12 protein-coding genes are annotated in these 14,604 nt (G+C 71.0%); 5 read left to right on the forward strand and 7 right to left on the reverse strand.

Going from position 1 to position 14,604, the window contains the following annotated elements; all coding sequences use genetic code 11:
- Nucleotides 1-38: 38 nt before the first annotated feature.
- Entirely contained in the window at nucleotides 39-1,493 is a 1,455-nt protein-coding gene (locus tag BN4251_RS11570; RefSeq protein WP_170931947.1) for a hypothetical protein, read from the reverse strand.
- 80 nt (nucleotides 1,494-1,573) lie between these two features.
- On the opposite strand from BN4251_RS11570, the gene lipB reads away from it, so the two are divergent.
- From lipB to BN4251_RS11585, 3 genes are all read left to right on the forward strand, one after another.
- On the forward strand, nucleotides 1,574-2,272 hold the full coding sequence (lipB, locus tag BN4251_RS11575) for a lipoyl(octanoyl) transferase LipB (protein ID WP_087485251.1): 699 nt from the start codon (nucleotides 1,574-1,576) through the stop codon (nucleotides 2,270-2,272).
- 62 nt (nucleotides 2,273-2,334) lie between these two features.
- A complete protein-coding gene (gene lipA, locus BN4251_RS11580) occupies nucleotides 2,335-3,357 on the forward strand; it encodes a lipoyl synthase (RefSeq protein WP_087485252.1) in 1,023 nt (340 codons plus the stop codon).
- A 32-nt stretch (nucleotides 3,358-3,389) separates the two neighbouring features.
- The gene (locus tag BN4251_RS11585) at nucleotides 3,390-4,130 is read left to right on the forward strand and encodes a DUF4191 domain-containing protein (RefSeq protein WP_087485253.1); all 741 of its coding nucleotides are present in this window, start codon (nucleotides 3,390-3,392) and stop codon (nucleotides 4,128-4,130) included.
- 229 nt (nucleotides 4,131-4,359) lie between these two features.
- Here BN4251_RS11585 and BN4251_RS11590 read toward each other — a convergent pair whose 3' ends face one another.
- Nucleotides 4,360-4,794, reverse strand: coding sequence for an RDD family protein (locus BN4251_RS11590; RefSeq protein ID WP_087486353.1), 435 nt, complete (start codon nucleotides 4,792-4,794; stop codon nucleotides 4,360-4,362).
- Nucleotides 4,795-4,971: 177 nt separating this feature from the next.
- Here BN4251_RS11590 and glnA point away from each other — a divergent pair, with 177 nt between their 5' ends.
- A complete protein-coding gene (glnA, locus tag BN4251_RS11595) occupies nucleotides 4,972-6,402 on the forward strand; it encodes a type I glutamate--ammonia ligase (protein WP_087485254.1) in 1,431 nt (476 codons plus the stop codon).
- A gap of 129 nt (nucleotides 6,403-6,531) precedes the next feature.
- Complete coding sequence (locus tag BN4251_RS11600; RefSeq protein ID WP_087485255.1) at nucleotides 6,532-6,858, forward strand: 2Fe-2S iron-sulfur cluster-binding protein; 327 nt, start codon at nucleotides 6,532-6,534, stop codon at nucleotides 6,856-6,858.
- 23 nt (nucleotides 6,859-6,881) lie between these two features.
- On the opposite strand, the gene BN4251_RS11605 is transcribed toward BN4251_RS11600, so the two are convergent.
- The 5 genes from BN4251_RS11605 to BN4251_RS11625 all read right to left on the reverse strand — a co-directional run bounded on the left by BN4251_RS11605 (nucleotide 6,882) and on the right by BN4251_RS11625 (nucleotide 14,603).
- Nucleotides 6,882-8,546, reverse strand: coding sequence for an ABC transporter permease (locus BN4251_RS11605; protein ID WP_087485256.1), 1,665 nt, complete (start codon nucleotides 8,544-8,546; stop codon nucleotides 6,882-6,884).
- Entirely contained in the window at nucleotides 8,543-9,565 is a 1,023-nt protein-coding gene (locus tag BN4251_RS11610; RefSeq protein ID WP_087485257.1) for an ABC transporter ATP-binding protein, read from the reverse strand. Before BN4251_RS11610 ends, BN4251_RS11605 begins: the two co-directional genes overlap by 4 nt.
- Nucleotides 9,562-10,224 carry a TetR/AcrR family transcriptional regulator gene (locus BN4251_RS11615; RefSeq protein ID WP_087485258.1) on the reverse strand — a complete coding sequence of 221 codons (663 nt, stop codon included), beginning with the start codon at nucleotides 10,222-10,224 and terminating at the stop codon, nucleotides 9,562-9,564. Before BN4251_RS11615 ends, BN4251_RS11610 begins: the two co-directional genes overlap by 4 nt.
- A 105-nt stretch (nucleotides 10,225-10,329) precedes the next feature.
- Nucleotides 10,330-11,247 (reverse strand): PD-(D/E)XK nuclease family protein, encoded by a 918-nt coding sequence (locus BN4251_RS11620; RefSeq protein WP_087485259.1) that lies wholly within the window; start codon nucleotides 11,245-11,247, stop codon nucleotides 10,330-10,332.
- A 257-nt stretch (nucleotides 11,248-11,504) separates the two neighbouring features.
- A complete protein-coding gene (locus BN4251_RS11625) occupies nucleotides 11,505-14,603 on the reverse strand; it encodes a bifunctional [glutamine synthetase] adenylyltransferase/[glutamine synthetase]-adenylyl-L-tyrosine phosphorylase (protein ID WP_087485260.1) in 3,099 nt (1,032 codons plus the stop codon).
- Between the last annotated feature and the right edge of the window lies 1 nt (nucleotide 14,604).

Consider the following 14,604-nt stretch of genomic DNA (forward strand, 5'->3'; position numbering starts at 1 on the left):
CATCACCGCGATGGTGCCGGGGCCCTTCGGCGTCCTGCTCAGTCCGGGCCCGGCACGCCGGCGTCCGGAGGGGTCTGTGCCGAGTCGATCAGCCAGTGCTGCCCGTCCCAGCTCAGCTCGAGAAGGACCTCGGCGGGCTGTGTGGCGGGGACCGTGCGCACCTGCCCCTGCGGGTCCTCGATCTCGTGCTCCGCGATCGAGGTCACCGCACGCAGTCGGGCCGTCCCCTGGGCGGTCGGGCCCTCGAGCAGCTCGACCTCATGGATCACCGGTCCGCCTCCGCTGACGAGATGGCCGGTGTAGGCGAGGCGTGTCTGCTGGTCCTGCTCGAGGGCGCTGCTGCCGGCCCCGGCGACCGGCACCTCCGAGACCCCGGTGACGAAGGCGTGCCGCCTCCCGGCGAGGTCCGCCACGAGCTGCCACGGATCCTCGATCTCCGGTGCCGCCGGGGCCTGGACCGCCTGCTGCTCCGGGGTGTGCGCGGGTGGCTGTGCGGCCCAGCGGACACCGAGCGCCGTGGCCCCGCCGAGGAGCAGCACGGTCACGGCGCTGAGCACCGCGATCCGGCGCATCGCAGGCCGATGCAGCGCGTCCGTGAGCGCGCTGCTCAGGGGCCGGGTGCGGGGCGGTGCTGCGCGGGGCGCCGGCTCGATGCGGCGGCGGCGCAGCTGCCGGCGGGGTGCGGGGAGCGCCTGGGCCAAGGCGCCGCCGGCCGCCGGGTCGGCGTCATCGGCAGCCGCCGAGGCTGGTGCAGCGGCCACAGCGGCCCCCGCACTCGGCGGCCCGGCAGGGGCCCCGGCCGACGCCAACTCCTGCGACATCGCCGTCTTCCTGCCACTGCCTGCGTCGACGGGTGCGGACGGGGCCCAGGGCGGGGCGGAGGTGTCGATCCTGCGGCGCAGCGTGCGCTGCTGATCCTGGAGCACGGTGTCGACCCAGCGGCGGTCCTCGGCACGTGGGGCGAGGCCCTCCTCACGGCGCAGCCCCTGGAGGTCGGTCACCACCACGCTCCCGTCGGCCCGCACTCCCAGTCCCTGACCGGCCGGCGCGCCCAGCACCCAGCCTCGCTGATGGAGCTCGTCGAGCAGGGCGTCGAGGTCCTCTCGGGCGCGGGAGAGCGCGAGCCGCTCCGCGGTGGGAGGGGAGCCGTCCTCGGCGGCACGGCGGCCCGTACGGCGCGTCAGAGGCGGTGCGGATTCGCGCGTGTACTCGCCGTCCTCCGTCTCGAGCACGGCGGGTGCGGCACCGATCCCCGCCACCTCGAGCGCGGCCAGCAGCTGCAGCTCATCACGCACGGCGCAGCGTCCCTCCAGGCTCCTGCCGCGAACGGCGACGCGAGGGTTCGCGTGCGCGCCGAGCAGGATCTCCTCCCGGTCCTCGTTGGAGCGCACCTGCTGGCCGGCAGTCTCCCTCTCGGGGCGCGGCGAGGGCGCCGCGCTGCTGCCGAGTGGGTGTGGGCCGCGCCGGAAGCGCTCCTCATCCATCTGCTCCATGCACGCAGTCAAGCGCACCGCCGGGATCCTCCCGCGATTCATCCACAACGCACTGGTGAGAGCAGGAGTAGTCTGGGTCGATGCTCGATGTGATCCGTCTCGGCTTCAGCGAGGACGTGCCCGGCGGGGACCGTCATGAGGAGTTCGACCTCCCGCCCGGTCCCGTCGAGTATCGGGCCGCGTGGGCGCTGCAGCGCACGCTCCATGCCGAGGTGGTCGCCGGTCAGCGGCCGGACACCCTGCTCCTGCTCGAGCACCAGGCGGTCTACACCGCCGGCAAGCTCACCGCGGACCACGAACGGCCCCGCGACGGTGCCGAGGTGGTGGACATCGACCGCGGCGGCAAGCTCACCTGGCACGGCCCTCAGCAGCTGGTCGGCTACCCCTTGGTGAAGCTGCCGATCCCGATCGACGTGGTGGGCTTCGTGCGGGACCTCGAGCACACGCTGATCGACGTCTGCGCCTCCGTGGGGGTGGAGAGTGTCCCGATCGAGGGCCGCAGCGGGGTGTGGGTCGCGCCCGAGGGCGAGGAAGCGCGCAAGGTGTGCGCGATCGGTATGCGCGTCTCCAAGCGCGCTACGATGCATGGATTCGCTCTCAACTGCGCGAATGACCTCTCCTGGGCGGAGAACGTGATCCCCTGCGGGATCGACGACGCCGGGGTCACCAGTCTCAGCCGGGAGGCCGGGCGCCGCATCGCTGTCGCGGATGTCATCGACGTCGCCGCCGAGGCGATGACCGAGCTGGTGGCGCACCGCACCTCCGCGCGGGTGGGCTGAGTCCCCCTGGGACGGGCCGGGTCGATAGACTCCAGGGAACGTCGAGATGAGGAGGCATCAGGGTGACAACCGCCCCCGAAGGCCGGCGCATGCTGCGCATCGAGGCACGCAATGCCGAAGTCCCGATCGAGCGCAAACCCGAATGGATCAAGACCCGCGCCGTCATGGGTCCCGAGTACACCGCCATGAAGAAGCGCGTGCACGGCCAGGGCCTTCACACCGTCTGCGAGGAAGCGGGCTGCCCGAACATCTTCGAGTGCTGGGAGGACCGCGAGGCCACCTTCCTCATCGGCGGTGACACCTGCACCCGTCGCTGCGACTTCTGCAACATCGCCACCGGCAAGCCGATGGCCGTGGATCCGATGGAGCCGTTCAAGGTCGCCAGCTCCGTCAAGGAGATGGGCCTGCGCTACTCCACCATCACGGGCGTGGCCCGCGATGATCTCGAGGACGGCGCGGCCGGGCTGTTCGCGCGCACCTGCGAGCAGATCCATGCCATGAACCCCGGCACCGGGGTCGAGCTGCTGATCGACGACATCAAGGGCAGCGGCCAGCACCTGCAGAAGGTGTTCGACGCGAAGCCCGAGGTGTTCGCCCACAACCTCGAGACGGTCCCGCGGATCTTCAAGCAGATCCGGCCCGGGTTCCGCTACGAGCGGTCGCTGGACGTGATCTCGATGGGCAAGGACGCCGGCATGATCACCAAGTCGAACCTCATCCTCGGGATGGGCGAGACCGATGACGAGATCATCGATTCGATGCAGCGCCTGCACGATGCGGGCTGCGACATCCTCACCATCACCCAGTACATGCGGCCCTCGAAGCTGCACCACCCGATCGACCGCTGGGTCAAGCCCCAGCAGTTCGTCGAGCTGTCCCAGGCCGCCGAGGAGATGGGCTTCCTCGCGGTGATGGCCGGCCCGATGGTCCGCTCCTCCTACCGCGCAGGCAAGCTCTGGGCGCAGGCGATGCGGAAGCTCGGCCGCGAGATCCCGGAGGAGCTCCTCCATCTCGATTCGAACCAGCCCGCCCGTCAGGAAGCTGCGAGCGTCGTCGCCCGCACCCAGCAGGCCGCCGCGAGCTGACGCCCGCCCGGCCCGAGAGGATCCCACCGCACATGGCTCGCAAGTCCGAGACCACGCCCGAGAAGGGCAAGAAGAACGCCGCCGGCACGAAGAAGCCGGGGCGGATCAAGCAGATCATCGAGGTGTACAAGTACACCCAGGAGGTCGATCGCTCCACGCTGCCGCTGATGCTGGTCGCGATCGCGGCCTCCATCGCCGTCGGCGTGCTGCTGACGATGCTGATCTTCTCCTCCCCCTGGTACGGCATCTTCATGGGGCTCGCGATCGGCGTGCTGATCGCGATGATGATCCTGGCCCGCAAGGCCGAGCGCGCGGCCTTCGGCCGTATCAAGGGCCAGCCCGGTGCGGCGCTCGCGGCGATGCAGTCGATCCGACGGGGCTGGAACGTGGACGACGAGCCGGTGCAGATCGATCCCCGCAGCCAGAAGATGCTCTTCCGCGCCTCGGGCCGGGCCGGCATCGCCGTGGTCGCGGAGGACTCCTCCTCGATCTCCATGAAGCTGCTCGAGAAGGAGCGGCGCAGCATCCGCCGGGTGCTCCAGCACGAGAACGTGCCGGTGCACCAGATCGTGGTGGGCGACGGCGACGGCGAGATCCCGCTGCACAAGCTGCCCACGCACATGCAGCGGATGAAGAAGCAGCTGACCAAGGACGAGGCCGCGCAGGTGACCAAGCGCCTGTACGCGCTGCGCCGCTCGCTGCGTGAGTCGATCCCCAAGGGTGTGGACCCGATGCGAGCACGCCCGAACCGCAAGGCGATGCGCGGCCGCTGACGGCGCCGCCCGCTCTCCCGACGGCCCCTCCTGCCCCGTGCAGGAGGGGCCGTCGACGTTCTCGGCGATACCGCGCGGGGACCTCGTTCCGCGCCCGCACCATCGCCGTGACCGTTTCGTGACCAAATTCGATGTCGCAGGTCAGAGCGATGAGGGCGGCAAGAACGCGAGGTTCCCCGTCGCCGGGTCCCGGCGCGTCGGCAGCCTGCCCGCAGGGGTGCAGGTGGGGTCAGACGGTGACCACGGCGGTGCCCGCGGCGACGTCGTGCAGGGGCTGCGCGTCGCGGTTCCACACGACCGCCGGAAGCAGCAGCAGGATCAGCGCGGTGCGCACCAGGGCGCGGCCGATCATCGGGGTGCGACCACGCACCGGCAGCACCCGCATCTTCAGCAGGAACTGCCCCGGGGTGGCCCCGAAAAGCGTCAGGAACAGCACGTTCATCGCCACGAACAGCAGCAGGTTCGCGAGCGCATCGCCCTGGAAGACGAGCGCGGACAGGAGCATGCACAGGCCCCAGTCGATCAGCAGCGCGAGCGGTCGGCGCCAGAACGGCGCGACCGAGCCGGGCCCGTCGGCGGGCAGCCCGAGCGAAGATCCCTTGACGTAGTCCGCCTCCTGGGGCGGGCCGTCGATCCAGCCTCCGAGGTCCTTGCGTTCGATCACGCGCACGACCTTAGCCGCCCGTCCTGGGAAGCGGTCGCCACCGGGCGACTCCCGCCGCCGCATTAGGATTGGGGTCACCTGAGATCCGGGTCGCAGAGATCCGCGGAGCTCATGTGGAAACGCCCATCGGGGTCAGACAGCACGCAACACGCGCCGGAGCGCGCGGACGGAGGACATGTGTTCAACAATCACAGCGAGGTCGTGAAGTACGTCGAGGAAGAGGGCGTCGAGTTCATCGACATCCGATTCTGCGACCTTCTCGGCGTGATGCAGCACTTCAACATCCCGGCCAGCACCTTCGACGAGGAGGCCATCGCGACCGGTCAGCTGTTCGACGGTTCCTCGATCCGCGGCTTCCAGGCCATCCACGAGTCGGACATGAAGCTGATCCCCGACCTGGAGACCGCGTATCTGGATCCGTTCCGCGAGCGCAAGACCCTCATCATCAACTTCTCGATCGTGGACCCGTTCACGGACGAGCCGTACTCGCGCGATCCGCGAACGGTCGCCTCGAAGGCCGAGGAGTACCTCAAGACCACCGGCATCGCGGACACCGCCTTCTTCGCCGCCGAGGCGGAGTTCTACATCTTCGACGACGTGCGCTTCAAGACCTCGGTCAACTCCGGGTTCTACTCGATCGACTCCGACGAGGCGGTGTGGAACACCGACCGCGACGAGTCCGAGTACGGCGGCAACCAGGGCTACAAGACGCGCCTCAAGGGCGGCTACTTCCCGGTCCCGCCGAACGACCAGATGGCGGATCTGCGCGATGAGGTCGTCGCGACCCTCGAGCAGGTCGGACTGCAGATCGAGCGCGCCCACCACGAGGTGGGCACCGCCGGTCAGCAGGAGATCAACTACCGCTTCAACACGCTGCAGCAGGCTGCGGACGACGTCATGAAGTTCAAGTACGTCGTGAAGAACACCGTGTGGAACGCGGGCAAGACCGCAACCTTCATGCCCAAGCCCCTGTTCGGCGACAACGGCTCGGGCATGCACACCCACCAGTCGCTGTGGAAGGACGGCGAGCCGCTGTTCTTCGACGAGCGCGGCTACGGCGGCCTCTCCGACATCGCCCGCTGGTACATCGGCGGCATCATCGAGCACTCCCCCGCGCTGACCGCGTTCACCAACCCGACGGTGAACTCCTTCAAGCGTCTAGTGCCCGGCTTCGAGGCGCCGGTGAACATGGTCTACTCGGCCCGCAACCGCTCGGCCGCGATCCGCATCCCGGTCACGGGCTCCTCCCCGAAGGCCAAGCGCATTGAGTTCCGCGCCCCGGACCCCTCGGCGAACCCGTACCTGGCCTTCGCGGCGCAGCTGATGGCCGGCATCGACGGCATCCGCAACCGCATCGAGCCGCCCGAGCCGATCGACAAGGACCTCTACGAGCTGCCCCCCGAGGAGCACTCCCAGATCCGCCAGCTGCCCGAGTCGCTCGGCGCCGCCCTGGACGCCCTCGAGGCCGATCACGACTTCCTCACCGAGGGCGACGTGTTCCCCGCGGACCTCATCTCGACCTGGATCGAGCTGAAGCGCACCACGGAGATCGATCCGTTCCGCTTCCGCCCGCACCCGCACGAGTTCGAGCTCTACTACGACATCTGAGCCGTCCCCCTCACAGAAGGCCCTCGACCTGCCCGATCAGGTCGGGGGCCTTCTCGTTGCCGCGGCCTCGCCGACGACTCGCCGCAGGCATGACTGGCGATGATCCCCGCGAAGGTATGGAATGGGGGCATGAACAGTATCGAGATCACCGTCATCGACCGTGAGGGCGTCAGCACCCCCGGTGTGCAGTGGGACGACGACGAGTCCCTCATGGAGTGCCTGGTCCGCAACCGGTACCCGATCCTCGCCAGCTGCGGCGGGAACGCCTCGTGCTCGACCTGCCACTCCTACCTCGACGAGGTCTCCTTCGAGACCGCCGGAGAGATCGACGAGGACGAGGCGGACGTGCTGGACACCCTCATGGACGACGAGCGCGAGCCGACCTCCCGGCTGACCTGCCAGATCCCCTGGGACGAGGATCTCGAAGGCGCCGTGGTGCGGATCGGCCCATTCTGATCGCGCAGCCCGCGCGCCCGGGGCTACCCCGCCACCAGATCCCGTCGGCGCAGGAGCAGCAGCCCGGCCACCACCAGCATCGCGGCCGCTGAGCCCATCACCGCGAGCGGAACGGCCTCGAGCTCCTCGGAGGGCACCAGGGCGACGTGCTCGAGCGGTGAGAGGTCCCGCGCCCACTGGGGAAGGCCCAGCAGGTCGCCGAGGAAGGTGACCAGCGCCGTCCAGATCACCAGCAGCCAGGCGAGGGCGGTGGCACGCAGCCGCAGACCGAACAGCGCGAGCGCGAAGGCGCCGTACAGGGCGATCGCGGGCAGATAGGCGAGCGAGGCCGCGGTCATCTCGCCGATCCAGGCGGTGTCCTCGGTCGCGCTCCACACGCCCAGGCCCACGCCGAGGCCGAGCAGCACCTGCATCACGGCCACCTCGAGGAGCACCACCACGAACCAGAGCAGGGCGAGCGCGGTGCGGGAGGTGCCGGCCAGGAGCATGCCGGCGAGGCGGCCCTCGAGCTCCTCGGAGCGCATCCTCAGCACGCCGGAGACGCTCAGCGCGACCGGTCCGATGGTGAGCATGGTGAGCACGAAGGCGGCGAAGGAGCCGGTAAGGTCCTCCGCGGTGATCGGCGCCCATTCTCCGATCGCGGGCATCTGCTCGACGAAGTCCGTCAGCGAGGAGGCCAGCGACCCGAAGGCGATCGCGAACAGGAACAGGCCGATGCCCCAGGCGAGCATGCCGGAGGTGAGCAGGCGCCGGGCCAGTCCGCCCGGGGCCAGCAGCGCGGCGGAGGCGCCGGCTCGGCCGTGTCGCGCGGCGCGCAGCCCCGCGCCCACGTCGCGGCGGCGGGAGAGGGCGGCGGCGATCGCGAGCAGCAGCACGATCGCCGCGAGGGAGACCAGCACCGGCCACCAGCGCAGGTCCACGTACAGGCGGGACTGCTGGGCCCAGGCGAGCGGGGAGAACCAGGACAGCCACGAGCCCTGGCGGTCGATCACGTCGCCGACGCCGCGCACCAGGAACGCGATCGCGAGCATCCCCAGCGCCATGCCGCTCGCCGTGCCCGCGTTCTCGGTGATCTGCGCGGTGACCATCGCGAGCGCAGCGAAGACGAGGCCGGTCAGCGCCGTGGCGAGCCCCAGCGCGAGCGAGTCCGCCACGGGCCCGCCCACCATCAGCGCGCCGGCGCTCACCGCGAGGCTCACGGCGAGGTTCGCGATGGTGACGATCACCAGGGCGGCCAGCGGCGGTGCGAAGCGGCCGACGGGCAGGGCGCGCACCATCTCCAGGCGCCCGGACTGCTCCTCGGCGCGGGTGTGGCGCACGGCCAGCAGCACGCTCATGATCGCCACGGCGATCAGCACGTACAGCAGCAGCTCGTTGGCGACCATCGCCCAGAAGGTGTATCCGTCGGCCGCGAAGTACGGACCGGTCATCATCACGGCCGAGGGGTTGTCCAGCAGCATCGCCCGGGCATCGAGGGCGGCCTGGTCGGGATAGGCCTCCTCCATCGCGAGGATCGAGGCGGGGACCAGTACGAGCATCGCGAGCGTCCACACGATGAGCGGCCGGCGGGAGAGCCGACCGTAGAGCCGGATCAGGGCTCCGAGCCCGGCCAGCGGTGAGGCGGAGGGGCTCTCGCGACGGTGCGAGTGCGGGACGCTGCGCGGAGGTGGGGCGACCGCGGTGCTCATGACGCCGTCTCCTGTTGCGTCGTCTCCTGCTGCGCTGCTTCCCGTCGTGCCGCGCCGTCGGAGAGGTCGTCTCCGTAGTGACGCAGGAACAGGTCCTCGAGGGACGGTGGTGTGATGGTCAGCCCCGTCACCTCCATCCTCGTCAGCTCGGGCAGGACCTCGTGCATCGCCCCGTCGTCGAGGTCGAAGCGGAGCCGTCCGTGCTCGGCGACCAGGTCGTGCACGCCATCCATCGCCGTGAGGGCCGTGTGGTCCGCGGCGGTGGTCGCCGCGACGGTGGAGCGGGTGAGGTGGCGCAGCTCCTCGAGGGTCCCGGACTCGACGTCCTTCCCGGCGCGGATGATCGTCACGGTGTCGCAGAGCTTCTCGACCTCGGCGAGGATGTGGCTGGACAGCAGCACGGTGCGGCCCTCGGCGCGCAGGCGGGCGACCTCCTGGGTGAAGATCGCCTCCATCAGCGGGTCCAGACCCGAGGTGGGCTCGTCCATGATGTAGAGGTCCACGTCGCGTGAGAGCGCCGCGACCAGGGAGATCTTCTGCCGGTTGCCCTTGGAGTAGGTGCGGGAGCGTTTGGTGGGGTCCAGCTCGAAGCGTTCGATGAGCTCCTCGCGCCGCCGACGGTGGGCGGCGCCCTTCGCGCCGTGGGTGAGCACGTCGATCGCCTCGCCGCCGGTGAGGTTCGGCCAGAGGTTCGTGTCCCCGGGCACGTAGGCGAGACGCTGGTGGATCCGCACCGCATCACGCCACGGGTCCATGCCTAGCACCTCGGCATGCCCGGAGGTGGCGCGCAGCAGGCCGAGCAGGATCCGGATGGTGGTGGACTTCCCGGCGCCGTTCGGGCCCAGGAAGCCGGTGACCTGCCCGCGGGGAACGGTGAGGCTGAAGCCGTCCAGGGCGCGGGTGGCGCCGAAGGCCTTGGTGAGGTCGCGGACCACCACGGCCGGCTCGGCAGTGTCAGCAGTGTCGGCAGTGTCAGCAGATGCTGCTGGGTCGCGGTCGTGGGCAACGGTGCGGGTCATGACGTGCTCCCATCGGTCGTCGGGTCGGAGGGCTCTTCGTCGGTGCGGGCGGCGAGGTAGGCGTCCAGCAGGGAGCTGTCTCTGAGCAGCGGCACGGTGTACAGCTCGAGCGTGGGCAGCACGATCGCCTCGGTGTAGCGGTGCAGCCAGGCGGGAAGCCCGTCGAGGTCCAGGGGCGCGCGCTGGGCGGGCAGCTGGAGCAGCAACGAGCCCAGCGCCATCTCGGTGAGCACGCGTGCTCTGGCCGCAGGGTCGCGGCTGGGGGTGATCATCCCGGTCTCCTCGCCCTGGGCGAGGTACTCCTGCGCCTGCGCGGCGAAGTGCTCGACCAGCTGTGAGGCGAGGGGCCCTCCCTCCTGGAGCCGGCGCAGCACGTAGCCGACCAGCGGGGCGTAGCGCTCGGCCGCGGCGAGCTGGGCGAGCATCACCCCCGCTCCGCCGGCGAAGACGTCCTCCTTGCTGTCCCGGGTGACCTCGAGGGCTCGCTGATCGCAGGCCTCCAGGAGGTGGGCGCGGGAGCCGTAGTGGTGGATGATCAGCCCTGCGCTGACGCCGGCGTCCTGCGCGACGGCGCGCAGCGGTGCGGACAGCCCGTCCACCGCGAAGCGTCGCAGGGCGGCCTGGAGGATGCGCTCCTCGGCGGGCGGGGTGCTCTCCATCGCGTCTCCTCGCTCCGTGCTGAACGTGTGTTCAATAGGCTATACACGCGTTCAGCGCGGCGCAAGGGACATCACAGGACCGCTGTGCGGGAGAGAGGTCGGCGCTCAGCCGAGGGTGTCGAGGCCGCCCTTGCTGCGCAGCAGCGACAGAAGCAGATCCTTGGGCCCGTCGGCCGGCTCGAGCGCGCACTCATCGGGCTCGAAGGACCAGGCGGCGCGCAGCGAGCGGAACACCTCGAACTCGGCATCCCCGGTGCGCAGCGGCACCGCCCGGTATCCCCCGGCCTCGGGGAGGTGGATCACGAACGCTCCGGTCAGCTCGGGCATCTCGCGGGTGCTGCCGTCCTCGTCCAGCAGCATCTCCGCGCGGCACACCGCCACCCCCTGCAGGGCGTAGTCGCCGCGCACCTTCTTCGAGGTCTTGATGTCGGCGCTGAGCACGGTGTTGCCGATCTTCACGATCGCATCCGTGGTCCCCGCATAGCCCACGGTGTGGTTGACGACGGTCTGCTCGACCTCGAGGAACTCCGGCTGGTAGTCGTCCAGGAACCGGCCATAGCCGTCCAGGCGCACCTCCGCTCGCGCGATCAGCGCCTGCGGGTCCTTCTCGTCGGCGAAGCAGCCCTGGTCGGCACGCATCTGTGCGGCGATCTCGCCGATCCGTGCCCCGTCGGGACGGGTGCCGCTGGTGCCCCAGTCCTCGCAGACGGCGTGCACGAGGGTGCCGAAGTCCGCCGCCGTGCGGGTGTACTCGGGGGCCGCGGCCGCGATCCGCTTCTGGGTCCCCCAGCGGTCACGGGTGACGCGGGAGATCTCCTCCGCGGCGCGGTGCGGGTTGCGGTCCAGCCAGGCGTACATCTCCAGCGCCCGCTTGGAGGCCATCGTCGCGTACCAGCCCTGCAGGAAGTCCTTCGCGCGCATCCCGGCGACCGTGGTGATCGAGGGGTACATGAGCGGGCCGTCCGGCTCGAGACGGTACATGCGGCCGCGCGGGGTGTCAGCGCTGAGGGAGGGCGTGGTCATGGATCCTCGGGGTGGCACGGTCGTCGCCGGGGCGACGGGGATGACGGACGACGACCACGGTACGACGGAGCGCACTGGGCATGGGACAGCCGCGGCCAGGACGCGCCGCGAGACGCTGACGGATCACACCTCGCTCAGCAACAGGTCGCTCAGCCGTTTCTCTGCGCTGCGCTCCTGCCGCTCGCGAGCTCGCAGCACGTCGCTCAGCCGTATCTCTCCGCTGCGCTCCTGCCGCTCGCGAGCTCGCAGCACGTCGCTCAGCCCTCCTCCCCGAAGATGAGCCGTTCGGCGATGGTGCGTGCCCGGCGGGTCAGGCGCAGGTAGCGCTCCTCGAGCTCGGAGGCGGTGCCGTCCTCTCCGTCGATCAGCAGTGCCAGGGCCCGCAGGTCGTGGCGATCGGTGGGCAGCACGTCTCCCTCCCGGCCCTTCCACAGGAACAGCCCGCGGCGGATCTGCCAGGCGAGGATCCAGGCCTCCCGCAGCTCCTCGGCCTCGCGGGCGGTGATCAGCTCCGCCGTCGCGGCCGCCTCGAGCTGCTCCAGGGTGCGCGGGGTGCGCAGGCCTTCGATCTCGTGGCCGTGCTCGAGGGCGAGGATCTGGGCGCTCCATTCCACGTCGGTCATGCCTCCCCGGCCGAGCTTCACGTGCCGGGAGGGATCGGCGTTGCGGGGCAGGCGCTCGGACTCGACCCGCGCCTTCATCCGCACGATCGCGCGGTGGGCCGACGGGTCCAGTCCGCCCTCGGGGTAGCGGTGACGGTCCATCTGCTCGCGCAGCTGCTCGGCGACGGCCTCGGAGGCGACGACGGGGCGCGCGCGCAGCAGCGCCTGCTTCTCCCAGGTCTCGGCGTCACGGCGGTAGTAGTCGGTCCACGATTCGAGGCTGCGGGCCAGCGGGCCCACCTTGCCCTCGGGGCGCAGATCGGCGCTGACCCGCATGTCGGCGCGGGCGGTGGGTGCGTTGAGGATGCGCTGGGTCTGCGCGGCGACGGCCCCGGCGATCTCGACGCTCGCGGCGCCAGCGCCCCGGTCGAGCACCACGAACTGCACGTCCGCATCGGAGGAGTAGCCCATCTCGCCCGCACCGAAGCTGCCCATCGCGATGATCGCCATCTCGATGCCCAGCGCGCGCGCCGGATCGGAGCGCTTCTCGCGCAGGCGATGCGCGGTGTCGACGTCGACCTCGGAGACCTCGTCGAGGGTCTCCGCGTCTTCGCCCACGGCCTCCCGCTCGCGGGCCACGACGTGCATCGCGACCAGCATGCCGGCCTCGAGCACGGCCTCGGCGAGGTCGGTGAGCGCTCGGGCCACCTCCTGCGGCGAGGCCACCCCGGTCAGGTGGGCCAGGCCCACGCGCAGCAGCTCGCGGTTGCGGGTGCGGCGCAGCACGTCGCGCGCCTCGTCGGCCTCGTCGACCCGGGAGATGACGGCGAGGAACTCGCGGCCCAGCACGTCCCGCGAGAGGGGGCGCAGCTGCTCGTCGCGAGCGAGCCAGCGCACCGCCTCGGGGATCTGCTCGAGCTGCTCGCCCACGTAGCGGCCGGCCGAGAGCACCCGGGTCAGGCGCTTGGCGGCGAGGCCGGAGTCGCGCAGCAGACCCAGGTACCAGTGAGCGGAGCCGATGGTGTCGGACAGCCGCCGGAAGGACAGCAGGCCCAGGTCCGGGTCGACCCCGTCGGCGAACCATTCGAGCATCGCCGGCAGCAGCTGACGCTGGATCTTGGCGCGCCGCGAGATGCCCTCGGTCAGCGCTGTGATGTGCCCGAGGGCCCGTGCGGGGTCGCGGTAGCCGATGGCGGCGAGCCGGGCGGCGGCGTCCTCCTTGCTCAGGCGGATCTGCCCGTCGCTGAGCTGGGAGGCGGTCAGCAGCAGCGGGCGATAGAAGATCTCCTCGTGGAGCCGGCGCACGCGGCGGCGGGTGCGCTGGTAGCGCTGGTGGAAGTCGTCGGTGGAGAGGTCCAGGCTGCGCGCGAGGCGGCGCAGGTCCGACGCCGCGGTGGGAAGCACCTGGGTGCGGCGCAGGCGGTGCAGCTGCAGGCGGTGCTCGACGCAGCGCAGGAAGCGGTAGGCCTCGTCCATCTCCGTGACGTGATCACGGGAGATGTACCCGCCCTCGCCGAGCCGGGCGAGGGAATCGAGGGTGGAGCGGCCCTGCAGCACCTCGTCGGCCCGGCCGTGGACCATCTGCAGCAGCTGCACGGTGAACTCCACGTCCCGCAGCCCGCCGGGCCCGAGCTTGATGTTCCGCTCCACCTCGGCACGCGGGATGTGGGCGACCACGCGGCGCCGCATCGCCCGGGTATCCTCGACGAAGCCGTCGCGGGTGGAGGCCTGCCACACCCAGGGCTCGACCATCTCCTCGAATTCCCCGCCCAGCTCCCGGTCCCCGGCCGCGGTGCGCGACTTCAGCAGCGCCTGGAACTCCCAGGAGTGCGCCCATTCGGTGTAGTAGCGCCGGTAGGAGGCGAGAGTGCGCACGAGCCGACCGTCCTTGCCCTCCGGGCGGAGGTTCGCATCGACCTGCCACAGGGAGCCCTCGCCGGTGCGCTCGGAGCAGGCGCGGGCCAGCTCGCGGGCGAGCGCCGCACCGGTGGCGAGCACGTCCTCCTCGGCGTCCTCTCCCCCGGCGGGCGCGACCACGTGCATGACGTCGACATCGGAGATGTAGTTGAGCTCGCGCGCACCCGTCTTGCCGAGCGCGATCACCGCCCAGCGCACGGTCTCCGCGCCCTCGACGGTGGCCCGGGCGATCGCGGCGGCCGCTTCGAGCGCGGCATCGGCGAGGTCGCTGATCGCGGCCGAGACACGGGGCTGCAGCGCGATGGGGTCGGCCGCGCAGACGTCTGCGGCGGCGATCTGGGCGAGTCGGCCGTGGTAGGCGATCCGCAGCGCGTCACGCACCTCCCGGCCGTGGTCGGAGGCGACGGGCACCTCGGCCCCAGGATCCGCGCCGACGGCCTCGAGCATCATCGTGCGGGCGTCGGCGGCGGTCATCGCGAGCTCGTCATCGCCCTCCCGAAGCAGCTCGAGCCGTTCGGGATGGCGGATGAGGAAGTCCCCGAGCGCGACCGAGGTGCCCAGCAGGCGGATCAGCCGCCTGCCGCCGGGCCCGCCCTGATCGATCTGGTCGAGGAACTCATCCCTGAGCGCCGTGGCGCCCGCCTCCGCGGCCGCCTCGGACAGGCGCAGCAATGCCAGCACCGCCTCGTCGCCGTCGGGCGTCCGGCCCAGGGCCCGGGCTGCGTCCTGCCCGAGCCGCGAGAGCGCCGGTTCGGACAGGAAGCGCTGGACCCGGTCGGTGCGGCTGAAGCCGAGCCTCGCCAGGGCCCCGGTGGTGGTCGCGGGTTCGGTGCTCATG

Source organism: Brachybacterium massiliense (genome assembly GCF_900184245.1).
GTDB lineage: Bacteria > Actinomycetota > Actinomycetes > Actinomycetales > Dermabacteraceae > Brachybacterium > Brachybacterium massiliense.

Excerpts from the sequence above, each read along its gene's own strand:
- BN4251_RS11570 (WP_170931947.1), bottom strand. The coding sequence starts at position 1,493 with ATGGAGCAGATGGATGAGGAGCGCTTCCGGCGCGGCCCACACCCACTC.
- lipB (WP_087485251.1), top strand. The coding sequence starts at position 1,574 with ATGCTCGATGTGATCCGTCTCGGCTTCAGCGAGGACGTGCCCGGCGGG.
- BN4251_RS11585 (WP_087485253.1), top strand. The coding sequence starts at position 3,390 with ATGGCTCGCAAGTCCGAGACCACGCCCGAGAAGGGCAAGAAGAACGCC.
- BN4251_RS11600 (WP_087485255.1), top strand. The coding sequence starts at position 6,532 with ATGAACAGTATCGAGATCACCGTCATCGACCGTGAGGGCGTCAGCACC.
- BN4251_RS11605 (WP_087485256.1), bottom strand. The coding sequence starts at position 8,546 with ATGAGCACCGCGGTCGCCCCACCTCCGCGCAGCGTCCCGCACTCGCAC.
- BN4251_RS11610 (WP_087485257.1), bottom strand. The coding sequence starts at position 9,565 with ATGACCCGCACCGTTGCCCACGACCGCGACCCAGCAGCATCTGCTGAC.
- BN4251_RS11615 (WP_087485258.1), bottom strand. The coding sequence starts at position 10,224 with ATGGAGAGCACCCCGCCCGCCGAGGAGCGCATCCTCCAGGCCGCCCTG.
- BN4251_RS11620 (WP_087485259.1), bottom strand. The coding sequence starts at position 11,247 with ATGACCACGCCCTCCCTCAGCGCTGACACCCCGCGCGGCCGCATGTAC.
- BN4251_RS11625 (WP_087485260.1), bottom strand. The coding sequence starts at position 14,603 with ATGAGCACCGAACCCGCGACCACCACCGGGGCCCTGGCGAGGCTCGGC.